Origin of the sequence: Occallatibacter sp., from assembly GCF_049802275.1 — a bacterium.
Taxonomy (GTDB): domain Bacteria; phylum Acidobacteriota; class Terriglobia; order Terriglobales; family Acidobacteriaceae; genus Telmatobacter.
Genome location: NZ_JBARMD010000165.1, coordinates 1 through 11,546 on the forward strand (window position 1 = coordinate 1; position 11,546 = coordinate 11,546).

Genomic DNA, 11,546 nt, shown 5'->3' on the forward strand with positions numbered 1-11,546 from the left:
GAGCAATCAGCGTTTCGAAGTTGAGCTGACTCAACGTTCCGTCATCCAGAATCATCACTGTCGATCCGGGCCGAATGAGCTCACGCGCCGGCGCGACAAGTGTTTGATAGAGTGCAACGCCATCGCCATTGGAGGCCTCTAGTGGATCGCTCAAGCCCAGCAGAGTTTTGCGATACCGTTCGACCATGGGCTCGATCTTGCTCCGCGCGGGAAGCATGAACATGCTGGCCTTCGCCGGAGTGATTACCCAGAGATACGACTCGCCTTTGCCGAGCCAGTAAAAGAGCAGGGTCGCATTTGTCTTGCGCGCGATTTCACCGGGGTGCAGGGGAATATTCGCGAATGAGCGAGCGTCAGAGTTGACACCGAGTCCCTGCTCCAGCGTTCGAGCGCGGCTACGATCAGCCAGTGCAAGGGCCTCGTCCGTCTTTCCCCGCACCACGAGAAAGTGAATATAGTCGTCATAGACGCCGGTGGCGTTGGCGAGGAAGGGAAGCTTCGAGTCATCACTCTTAAGTTCGGCTCGGGCAGCCTCGAAAGTTTCGAGCGAGGTGCGATACATCCGATCCGCGTCAGCGGTTCTGCCTTCTGACTCATAGAGCCGGGCGAGTTCATGCTCCGCGGTCAGCCGCATCGAGGTCTGGCTCGCGGGGTCTTTCTCTACGATGCGGGAAAGTGACTCTGCGCTCGTGTTGTTGTGATTGGCCGCCGCAATTCTGGCCTGCGCCAGAGTCACGTCGAGCGCGTCGAGACGATTGCCGTTGGCACGCAACAACGGTTCGAGCTTTTGCAAATAGCCATCGGCTTCCTTCAACTTGCCAGCGTCAATTGAAGCATGCGCCAGATCTTCCAGCGTGTTTACGATGTCTTCCTTACTCTCAATCTGCTTCGCGAGAACGAGGGCTTGGCTGTATGACTGGGTTGCCCTGACAAACTCCCCAATCCTCCAATACACATCTCCAGCCATCGTGAGCCAACTGACCTCTGCAGAAAAATTCCCGAGCGCTCTCGCATGATGTTGCGCGTCGAGGATCAAATCCAATGCTCTGGTCGGGTCTCCAAGTTCGAAATAGGCCCACCCGAGGTTACCCAGAGATCGTTGCGCCAAATCTTCTGCTTGCAGCGCAACTGCTGCTCGGCTGGCAAATCTGTACCAGTCGCTAGCTTCGTCGTAATGTTCTTGCTGAAGAGATGCCGTGCCCAGATTCAATAGGGCAGTCGCTTCCAGCCATTGGTCATTATGGGATCTGGCGTGTTGAAGGCTCTCGAAGAAGAACGCTTTCGCGCCGACGAAATCCCCGCGCTGAATCGCTAGAATTCCCCGCGCCCTCGGAACTTCACCACAGGCTTTAACAATGTTTTGAAGGCAGAGTTCCGCGGCCTCGGAAAGCCGGAGATCTGCGCTCGAAAGTCGTTGCAGGCGAGTTAAAGATACAGCCTCGAGTGTCAATCGTAAAATTGCCCGCTCGGGATCATCGGGAGTCGGGGGATTTGATTCGAGAATATGTTCAGCATCGTCGTAAAGACCCCGCCAAACCATTGATTGAGCTTCGAGCAGTTGGAATCTTGCAGCCCATATAGGATCGGCAGTTTGGCTACGCAGGAACGCATTCCTGGCGGCATTCTGACTTTTCTCAAGGTATCCGCGAGAAAAGAGTCGACTGGCCTCCTCGTATTGAGATTCAAAGCTTAACGGCCGCGAATCCTGTAACGGAAAGAGGATCACCAATCCGACTGGGAGCAGAAGCGCCAAGGCAAAGAGCTTTGAGCGAGCACCCTTACTGGACAATCGAACAGTCATGTTTGCCTTCAGGACCCAGGAAGAGATGGAATGCAATCCAAAGGTCTGAAGACAGGATATCGGCGCCGCCTACGGTGCGGTCACGCCGTTCGTTTTGCCGCCGGCGGCCACCATCTTTCCCGCGGCCACGCAGCCCATCACCATTTCGATCATGGTTAAGCTGATGGTTGTCGCTCGTGGAGCCCCCGTTGGCGTGTCGTAATCCGATTGCTCGATGCATAGGGTTGCGAGATAAATCTTGCCGAAGTTGGGGACGTCGATCGCATGACCGAAGCTTCGACCCGGATACCCCCCCTCCACCTGGTTAACCAATGAGCATTTAATCGGCCCCGGTTTGCCTGCGCTGGATGATGCTTGGCCATAGTAATTCGCGATGTCTGCGGGGAGATTCTTCTGACCCTTCAAACGCTTCCGCTGGGCCGTGACACGTTCCTGAAATTCCCGATCGCTCAAATATCCGGCATCTTTCTTCGGCTTCGAACCCAGCATGTCCAGATCGAGATCCAACTTCAGCTGGTGTCCGGCGATGCGCAAATTTTCAAATCGTGTGCCGAGGAAGGTCACCGTAGGAACATATCCGATCGGAGGATGATCCGTTGATATCTGACAAACAATCCGGTCGGCCGTCACGATGTCCAGCACGTTCAGGCCTTCAATCACCGACGTGGTCAACGTATTCCAACCGTGGCCAGGCTTCGGATCAGGGTTGCCACCCACCTGGGTATAAGCGGAGCGGAACGAGACGACACCGCCGAGGCGGTAGTTCTCCACGTGCTGGGAGAGGTACCCGCCGCGTTCGTTGAGCTTCACAAACGTCGGAGGCTTGACTTCCTGGATGAGCGGCAGGGTCAGGTCCCCGGACAGGGCTTCGGCCTCTGCATGGTAGTCGTGATATCTCTTCACTGGATCTGGCATTGGGGCCTTTCTTTTCCAAAGCATCGTCGAAGCTCTCAATCGTCAAAGTGTAAATCGAGTTCGCGCCGGTCAATCTCGGTTCGCGCCCCCTTGGCATCAGTGCCGGAAATTGCAAGCGTATAGGAGCCTTCCGCCAGCCCAGCGCCGGGAATCACGAGGGAAACAGTTCCGTCCCCGGCTGATCCGGCTTGTGTGGCCGTTACACTCCTAGTCCAAAGCTCCTTACCCTGAGGATCGTACAAATCGAAGGCGTAAGAAGCATAGCCAGAATCCTGCGGGAGTTCAATCGAAAGTGCTGCTCCGTTCGCTCTATCCGCCGTCACCGGAGTGTGAGCGCTCCCCCTGGTCCCTGCATGAAAAGCCGTGGATGGCAATACACTCGGTTCGCTTGCGGCTTTACGTAATGATGGGATTGTAGAGAGATTCTGGTACGAAACAAGCGCCAGCAATGCAGCAAAAGCGGGAATGGCGAAGGCTGGCCGCAGCCAGGAGTGCCAGTCGAATGTCTTTTTGATGGGCCGTGCCGGTTCAGCCTGTGAGGGTGCAGGGGAAGCCGCGACAAGCTCAGGCAGTTCACCTTTGGCGATGTTGATGAAAGTGGATCCGGCGCGGAGATCGAGCGCGCACTCCGGACATCCAAAAGCGTGTTCCTCGAAGTCATCGCGGAGCTCCGGCGTCAGCTCATTCAGGAGATATCGTTCCGCCGCCATTTCTCTTATTGCTTCGTTGTGATCCATCGAACCAGTACCTCAATCGACCAATGCAAACGCGCCCCAAACCCAGTGTTAAATGATGGTGAAACCCGTCATCAAATCGTTTCAGCCGGCCTGGCATTCATTCCAACATTCATCCGCTTTAGATACTCGACCTTGAAGTCCTGCTTGGCCCGATGCAGGAGGACGCGCAAATACTCGCGGTCGACACCGAGCTCCCGGCAGACATCCTCGCGATCGCGCTCTTCGAGGAACACGGCCTTTAGCAGGGAGCGGTCGCGCGATGGCAGTTTGAGCAATATCTCGCGAACTTTTGCCTTCAATTGGGTCGCTGCGATTACGCTCACAACGTCTGCCCCTTTTGCCTGCGGTTCCGGGCTGCCTTCTTCATCGAGTGACTGGCTTCGGCTGGATGACCGGTAATGCTCCAGGAGGACGTTGTTACATACCGTGTTTACGAAAGCCCCGAAAGCTTCCGGCCGGCGCAGCGCGTTTTCCTTGCGCAAAGTGGCGAGCACCCGGGCGAAGGTCTCCTGGCGCACGTCTTCGATGGCTTGGGGGGACTGTAGCCGTGAGCGAAGTTTCAGTTGGAGCAATTCGGTGAAATATCCGACGAAATGCTCCTGGGTAGCCCGGTCCCCCGCACAAAGATTTTCGATGTAACTTGCATCGAACGCGCGAAATTGCAATGAAGTCTCCGCCAACCCGAGAGGACGTAAGTATAGCATTGGCGTCACTTGCGCAACGTGATGCCGGGGTTGGCGTGTGCAGGGCCGATTGCGGATTTGCGCCGGCGAGGCGCTTCGCGAAGCTGGCTTTGGAAGAGGCACTAGTCTCATCTCCACTTGTTTGCTATGGGATGAGCGGCTCGCTGAAGCTGCATGATCCCATTTGCATTCGATCTGGTTGCTGGTGTCCCTGTCGTCTCAATTCATCTCAGCGACAGACGCGTCATCGGGGACCGGGCTTAGCATCCGCTGGCATTTTTTCCACCTGGCAGGCCATTTTCGAAATGGCCTGCCAGTGGAAAATCAAGCCGACCCAGCCAGTCGTGAGCCAAATCGACAAAGGTAGAGAGAACCAAAGGCTGAAATCAGTGAAACAAGCAGTCATTCTGGCAACGGCGCCGCTGCGCAGTGTGAGCCGCAGTTGTTCGAACAGACCCGAACCAGCGCCTTCCGCGGTCATGAGATTTCTGAGTTCCCAAACTGCTACCGGTGTAAATCCAGCGACGCTCAATGTTTTGGTGCCTTCAATCATTGCGAAAGTAGCTCCAGTTTTGACGCTGACGGAGCCCCCAACCTGAAAACTCCGTCTGCTGTGGGGGAGGACTTTTAAATCCTGTTGCTTACCGCAATCTTCATAAAACCGCAGAAACGGTTTCACAGCTCACCTTTACTGTTCTCTCCATCGCATATGCGGCCGTCTCTGGATAATCGGGCATGGCCGCCGGAAGCGTCACGTCTGGAGTATCGACGTGTGAGTTCTCGATCCGGATGTCGCTCTCCACGACATTGCCCCAGACGGGAACCCAATTCGGGGCGCCCGCGGGGGGCGGTGAAATCCACGACAGGATTGCCCTGATTTTGGGGAGACGCTCCTCGGAACAGGGCTCTTTTCCGGGTATCACCTCCAACGTGACCTTATGTTCCAACGATCTCTGCAGATGCGCGTCGAAGGCACTTACGGAGCGCATTCCCTGGTCGAGCCACATCGAACCACCGTCGTAAGAAAGATAAAAGCGTACAAACTCCTCAGAACCATGGATGAAGGCGTCGCCGGAGTAACCGAATGCCTGCCTGATGTCGATCGTGGCACAGAGTTGCTCATTTTGAGGGTCGTAGCCAATCCGGGAGATACATTCGTAGGTTGTGTCCTCCTGGATCTTGAGGACCGAAACAAACGAAGCCGCCGGAATTTTTCCAAAGTGGTTTGGGTTCGCCAGCAACAGCGCTCGCAGTCTTTGTCGCGCATGTTCGGGCGACAACTGGGCCAGGGCGATCAGCTCCAGAGCGGGTTGAGTCGATGGTGCAAAGCGGGAAACTGCAGGGGAGTTCATATCCATTCCTCTCAAGCTGTCCGAAGCGGGGGTCCAGTGCTCACCCGGGGAGGATTCGACTTACGAGGGATAGTGAGCTCTTAAGGTGTGCCGTTTCATCCGATCGGAAAATACTTTTCCGAGGAATCACTTCCGGGTTGCCAGGGGACTTGGCGGCAGAAAGATGCAACGGGGAGGTCTTCGCCCAAGGCTCGCGGAAGCCCGGCTCGATCAGAGGTAGATAAAACGGAGGCAAGTTCATTCAAAATATGGACTTGTGCGCAACGCCCCGGTATCCCAAACGTAACCAGTTGTCCCAGAAGAGTCAGTTACCCGGGAGTAAACCTGTGCTAGCCTAACCACACTTTTGGACAAACCTCCGAGTTGTTGCGTCCGTGCGCTTAGGTCGAATACTGGCGGGACAAGGAAGATTGAGGAACTGGGGATGTCAAGACCGGCCGTTCACCGCAGGGCAGTCGCGATCAACACCCCTCCGCGGGCGGCAAATTCTTGCCGCGCACGCGGCCTGAGGCTTGGATTTCTGGCGTTGATCGTGATCTGCGGCGCAATCCCTGCGATCTCCCAGGCTCCCGGTTTCGCTGCGCTAACCACGATTCGTCAGATTCGGCATCTCAAAGCCTCGACTCGCGACATCGGCGTGCATGTACGAGGGGTCGTCACCTATTACGACACCGTCGCGCCTAATCTCTTTGTGCAGGACGCGACAGGCGGGATTTGGGTTGATCTGAGGTATTCCACGGCCAAACCTCCATCACCCGGCGAGATGCTCGATCTTCAAGGCATCGTCGGATTCGGCTTCAGCCCGTATATCGCGAACCCGCGTTGGACAGTTGTTGGCAAATCGGTTCCCCCGAAACCGCAACCCGTCACCTATGACGACGCTGCGACCGGCTCATTCGACGGCCAGTGGGTGCAGATGGATGGCGTTGTGCGCTCCTTTGTCCAGCAAGGTGAAGGCAGCGTACTGGTAATCGACGTCGCCACGCCGACTGGCGTTTTCAAGGTCCGGGTCCCCGACTATCACGGTTCGTTCCCAATGGGCTTAGTGGATGCCAAGGTTCGCTTCATTGGCGTCTGCGGGGCGGCTTTCAACAGCCGGAATCAACTCGTCTCGATTCACTTGCTCATGCCGTCGCTCGGGAATCTGGAGATTCTTGAAGCTTCGCCCAAGGATCCCTTCGCTGTGCCCGTGATTCCTGTTGCAGACATCCGGCGGTATTCGGCTGATCTTTCTGACGACCACCGAGTAAGAGTAGTCGGGACGGTCACAGCCCGGTTTCCCCTGCAAGGAATCTACGTGACCGATGGCACTGGCGGCGTCTACGCTGAGAGCCAGGACGGGTCCCCTATTCAGGACGGTGACCAGGTCGAAGTCATTGGATTTCCGGCTGCGGGCAGTTTCAGTCCGGTGCTGAAGTCTGCAAGCATCCGGCCCACCAACGAGCACGTTCCGCCCGGCATCGCGTCGGTTACTGGACGAGCCGCCCTCAAGGGCACATATGATGCTCAACTTATCAACATCACTGGAACGCTCAGCTCCTATCGTCAGCGGCTGAATCGACGGGAACTGGTGGTTGAATCTGACGATGGCGTGCTATTCGAAGCTATTTTTGCGGGTTTGGCAGCGCCCGAATTGAAAGTCAAAGAGGGAAGCCGGATTTCTTTGACGGGAATTTGCACGGTCAAAGCAGACGAGAATGGCAACCCATCTGAGTTCGAAGTTGTGCTTCGCTCGCCGGAAGACGTCCGAGTCATTTCGACGCCTCCGTGGTTTAACGGCGAGGTAGCCGCGAATCTAGTCTCCGGCCTGATGTTCTCGACCCTGGCAGTGATTGTTTGGGTGTTCATTCTTCGAAGGCGCATCCGGAAGCAGACGGTAATCATCACAGAGAAGCTGAAGAACGAGATGGCATTCGAAGAACGCTATCGCAATATCTTCGAACGGAATGTGACTGGGCTTTACCTTGCCGCTGCAGATGGCAAAATTCTGGACTGCAACGATGCCTGTGCCCGTATTCTCGGATATAAGGGGCGCCACGAGCTTCTGGGCAATAGCATCCGGGCAGAGCAGATTATTCAAAAGCTCCATGAGAATGTGTCCGACGCAAGTTTTACAGTTGGAACCGAACAAGCACTCGAGCGGTCCGATGGATCGCAGGGTTGGGTGCTATGCAGCCTGAGAGCGACCGGCGGAGCCGACGACGGCACCCAGGTCTTCGAGGGTTCTCTCGTCGATATTACTGAGCGCAAACTTGCGGAAGACAGGATCCAGTTCCTGGCTTTCTTTGATTCTCTAACCAACCTGCCCAATCGAACCCTGGTCCAAGATCGGTTATCCAAGACCATTGCGGCTGCAAAACGCCGGCGCGACAAGGTGGGAGTGCTCCACCTCGATATCGATAATTTCAAGATCATCAATGATTGTCTTGGGCACTCGCGGGGAGATGAACTACTGCAAGGGATCGCCGCAAGACTGCAGGCTTGCGCTCGTGAAGAAGACACGGTGGCGCGATTGGTTGGCGACGAGTTCCTGATCGCTCTCGGCCCTATTGGTTCGCATGATGACGCTGCGCTCGTGGCGGAACGAGTCGCGCGCGAACTGAGGCCGCCGTTCAATCTGCACGGCAATTCGCTCAGCGTTACGTGCAGTGTTGGAATCAGCATTTTTCCCGAGCATGGCGCTGACGCGGAAACACTCATTAAAAACGCTGATGCCGCAATGTTTGCTTCAAAGAAACGGGGACGCAACACCTTCAGTTTCTTTTCTGAGGAAATGACGGCGCAGGCCATAGAGCGGCTTCAACTCGGGAACAGCATGCGCGGCGCCCTCGATCGAGAAGAGTTCCACCTCGTCTTTCAGCCCGAGTTCAATCTACGGACTGGTGCGGTGTCCTGCTGGGAAGCGCTTATCCGGTGGAAACACCCGGATCTGGGATTGGTGGCTCCCGACAAGTTCATTCCGATTGCCGAGGCCAACGGGATGATCGTTCCCATCGGCGAGTGGGTGCTGAGGACCGCGTGTCAACACGCTCGCGGCTGGCACAACGTCGGGAACAAGGTTCCCGTAGCCGTAAATGTTTCGGCCGTTCAATTTCGTCAGATCGGCTTTTGCGATCTGGTCAGAAGAGTCTTGAAAGAAACGGAGCTCGATCCCGAATATCTGGAACTTGAGATTACAGAAAGCCTGCTGCTTGCCACTGAAGACATGCGATTCGAAGTCCTCAGTCAATTGAAGACGCTGGGAGTCAAGCTGGCGATTGACGATTTCGGTACGGGATACTCGAGTCTCAGCTATCTGAAGCAACTTCCGGTCAGCAAGCTCAAGATCGACCGCACCTTCATACACGACCTGCATCGGAACGGCAATGAAGAGGCAATCGTGGCTGCGATCGTTCAGATGGCAAAATGCCTGAATCTCGAAGTTACCGCGGAGGGAGTCGAGAACGAACGGCAGTTGCAGTTCCTGCGCGAGCAGCAATGCGACGATGTGCAGGGATTCCTCTTCAGCAAGCCTCTCCGGGCCGATCAGATGGATTTCCAAAGCCGGAAGGCATCCGCTTTGTTCGAGATCCTTTCCATGGGCGCTGCACGTTAAGAACAGTCTGGAAACAGCTTGAATGAGAACTACTCTGCAGGCTGGTTTGAGAGCTTTTCTCTGCTGGCGCAGAAGCTGTTCGCAACATCGCCAGTTTGATTATTTTGCGCGAGGAAGACCGCGGCAAGTTGATCTTCGTAGGCCACACGGAGGCACGGCTGAAACCTAAGCAACTGTACGAGCGGAGCCTCCGCCGGCGCGAAAATAAGATTGGCTCTCAGAAGATCGGGATCAGAGTCCCATCCTGGATTGGCGTTCCATGTCTCGTAGGATCGAATTATTTTTTCGCTTCCATATACGTTGGTCCGGCCGTCCATACTTACGGGGAGCCGAAGCGACCAGATCAAAAAGCCACCCCAGTTGAGGTCGTTATAGAGAGGACCTCCCAAGTGTTGCTGCTTTATAACCTCAACCGCGTGTTCCGGAAGATCCGCCGCCATTTTTACTTGCAACTCGGCATTATCAAACCGCATTTCTTTGAAGGCGAGTACGACCAGCAGTGCGGTAGCCAGGACTATAAAGGGAATCGCAGAGAAGCCCAGTCGAAACTCTCCTCCCGCGCTGGATTGCAGTGCGGCTGCCAGGATGGCGCTGCCCGCTACTGTGATGACCCAAATGTCCCGCTGTGATCGAAACGAGATAATGATGGAAAATGCCAGCAGAATTGTTTCGAAGAACAAAAAACGGCGTGCCCACGCCAGGGCTCCCAATGAAGCAAATGCCAGAAGCACAACACACCAATCATCAAGACTGCGAAACGGAACTGCGGAAAACTCGCTGATCTGACTTAATTGACCCATCTGGTCAGCCAGCCCGTAAGCCACCTTGTAGACTCCCCATCCGTAGGGATTCACCAGCGTCGCAGCAATGCACGCAAGGAAGATGGCAACCATACTGCTCGGTTTCAGGTTCGTCTTGATTACCGGCGACCATTTTGCAAGTAAGGATTCGGCCAGCGCTATACCCAGCACCAGGAGTCCATCCACAAATTGGATATGAATATTTGCCCAGAGAGCGAAAATGAGCGGCAACCAGAGTAGTTCGCGAGCCTTTCCACTCTGCCGCGACCTCATTAAAATGTTGAGCTCAAGGGTAAAGAAGAGGATGGTGAGTAGCCAGGGACGAGGGGTAAAGAGGCGCCCCATCGTATACATTGCGAGGAACGTGATTCCGACCCCGAGTGTGAAATCGGAGTTCAATCTCCGCACAAGGCTATGAACGCCCACCGTAATTGCCACGACCATCGCCGAAGTGTAAATAGCAATTCCGATAAGTCCGAATTTATGAAATAACGAGTAAACGATAAGCTCAAAAAGCCAACTATAGGCTGTCCACGGTTTCCCGGCAGCGAACGCCGAGAACAATTCCGCATGTGGAATGGTTCCGTGCTGGGCGATCCACTGCCCTGTGCGCAGGTGCCACCAAACGTCTGTATCGTCCACCTGATCTAACCGAAGCACAAAGAATACTGGCGTGGCGTAGAGGATGGCCATAACGATTGACTGCTGCCATTGCAGTGCCCGTGACCGCGACCGCGATTCGACCGTTTGGACGGTGGGTGCAACATTCATTGCGCACGCCTTCTTTCATCCCGGATCAGGATGTGGGAAATTGATTTCTTAAACCACTCAGCACAGATTAGTTGCATCAATCGCCAATGTCTTCTGGAATGTGGCGTCGCTTCTGCCCTTGCAATAACTTTGATAACTGCCTGCCCAGGGTGATGGGCCGGGGGAATCAACCTCATGAATACGGGGAAAGAGAATTCCATTTGGGGGTGAAATTGAAGTATCGCCACAACTCCTTACAGTTCCAGGCTGCCCGGCTGTAGGTTGGCGGGAGTATGATTCGTTCTTCGCGCGCCCCTGCTGATTTCGCGCGACCAATCCCCCGGAGGACTTTCGATGGCGACCATGACAGAACCGATTCCGGGCAAGCTCAGCGATAAAGTGAGCTTCCGCCCTCGCTATGGCAACTACATTGGCGGCAAGTGGGTCGAGCCCGCTTCCGGCCAGTATTTCGAGAACGTAACGCCAATCACCGGGAAGACATTCTGCGAGATTCCGCGCTCCAATGCTCAGGACATTGAACGGGCCCTGGACGCAGCACATGCAGCCCGTGAAAGCTGGGGTCATACCAGCCCGACGCACCGCGCCATCCTGATGAACAAGATCGCGCAGCGCATGGAAGATAACCTCGACCTCCTCGCGCTGGCCGAGACATGGGACAACGGCAAGCCGATCCGCGAAACCGTGAATGCCGATCTTCCGCTGGCAATCGATCACTGGCGCTATTTCGCCGGCTGCATCCGTGCGCAGGAAGGCACGATCTCTGAGATCGATCACGACACCGTCGCGTATCACTTCCATGAGCCGCTTGGCGTTGTGGGCCAGATCATTCCGTGGAACTTTCCCATCCTGATGGCGACGTGGAAGCTTGCTCCGGCGATTGCCGCCGGAAACT

9 protein-coding genes are annotated in these 11,546 nt (G+C 55.5%); 2 read left to right on the forward strand and 7 right to left on the reverse strand.

The window, feature by feature from the left end:
- The 6 genes from WA354_RS05255 to WA354_RS05280 form a co-directional block, all read right to left on the reverse strand.
- Positions 1–1,801 (reverse strand): tetratricopeptide repeat protein (locus WA354_RS05255; protein WP_472811959.1); only part of this gene is annotated, 1,801 nt, incomplete at its 3' end.
- Positions 1,802–1,870: 69 nt separating this feature from the next.
- Complete coding sequence (locus tag WA354_RS05260) at positions 1,871–2,716, reverse strand: hypothetical protein (RefSeq protein WP_472811960.1); 846 nt, start codon at positions 2,714–2,716, stop codon at positions 1,871–1,873.
- Between the two features lie 35 nt (positions 2,717–2,751).
- Positions 2,752–3,426: a zf-HC2 domain-containing protein gene (locus WA354_RS05265; RefSeq protein WP_472811961.1), complete on the reverse strand. Its 675-nt coding sequence runs from the start codon at positions 3,424–3,426 to the stop codon at positions 2,752–2,754.
- 98 nt (positions 3,427–3,524) lie between these two features.
- Positions 3,525–4,118: an RNA polymerase sigma factor gene (locus tag WA354_RS05270; RefSeq protein ID WP_472811962.1), complete on the reverse strand. Its 594-nt coding sequence runs from the start codon at positions 4,116–4,118 to the stop codon at positions 3,525–3,527.
- Positions 4,119–4,380: 262 nt separating this feature from the next.
- Positions 4,381–4,689, reverse strand: a complete 309-nt coding sequence (locus WA354_RS05275) for a hypothetical protein (RefSeq protein ID WP_472811963.1) — start codon at positions 4,687–4,689, stop codon at positions 4,381–4,383.
- 100 nt (positions 4,690–4,789) lie between these two features.
- The gene (locus tag WA354_RS05280) at positions 4,790–5,488 is read right to left on the reverse strand and encodes a hypothetical protein (RefSeq protein ID WP_472811964.1); all 699 of its coding nucleotides are present in this window, start codon (positions 5,486–5,488) and stop codon (positions 4,790–4,792) included.
- A gap of 424 nt (positions 5,489–5,912) precedes the next feature.
- On the opposite strand from WA354_RS05280, the gene WA354_RS05285 reads away from it, so the two are divergent.
- Positions 5,913–9,083, forward strand: a complete 3,171-nt coding sequence (locus WA354_RS05285; protein WP_472811965.1) for a putative bifunctional diguanylate cyclase/phosphodiesterase — start codon at positions 5,913–5,915, stop codon at positions 9,081–9,083.
- Positions 9,084–9,112: 29 nt separating this feature from the next.
- Here WA354_RS05285 and WA354_RS05290 read toward each other — a convergent pair whose 3' ends face one another.
- Positions 9,113–10,654 (reverse strand): hypothetical protein, encoded by a 1,542-nt coding sequence (locus tag WA354_RS05290; RefSeq protein WP_472811966.1) that lies wholly within the window; start codon positions 10,652–10,654, stop codon positions 9,113–9,115.
- Positions 10,655–10,987: 333 nt separating this feature from the next.
- Between WA354_RS05290 and WA354_RS05295 the strand changes: the two genes are divergently transcribed.
- Positions 10,988–11,546: aldehyde dehydrogenase family protein (locus WA354_RS05295; RefSeq protein WP_472811967.1), on the forward strand; the 559-nt coding region annotated here is incomplete at its 3' end.

Excerpts from the sequence above, each read along its gene's own strand:
- WA354_RS05260 (WP_472811960.1), bottom strand. The coding sequence starts at position 2,716 with ATGCCAGATCCAGTGAAGAGATATCACGACTACCATGCAGAGGCCGAA.
- WA354_RS05265 (WP_472811961.1), bottom strand. The coding sequence starts at position 3,426 with ATGGCGGCGGAACGATATCTCCTGAATGAGCTGACGCCGGAGCTCCGC.
- WA354_RS05275 (WP_472811963.1), bottom strand. The coding sequence starts at position 4,689 with ATGATTGAAGGCACCAAAACATTGAGCGTCGCTGGATTTACACCGGTA.
- WA354_RS05280 (WP_472811964.1), bottom strand. The coding sequence starts at position 5,488 with ATGAACTCCCCTGCAGTTTCCCGCTTTGCACCATCGACTCAACCCGCT.
- WA354_RS05285 (WP_472811965.1), top strand. The coding sequence starts at position 5,913 with ATGTCAAGACCGGCCGTTCACCGCAGGGCAGTCGCGATCAACACCCCT.
- WA354_RS05290 (WP_472811966.1), bottom strand. The coding sequence starts at position 10,654 with ATGAATGTTGCACCCACCGTCCAAACGGTCGAATCGCGGTCGCGGTCA.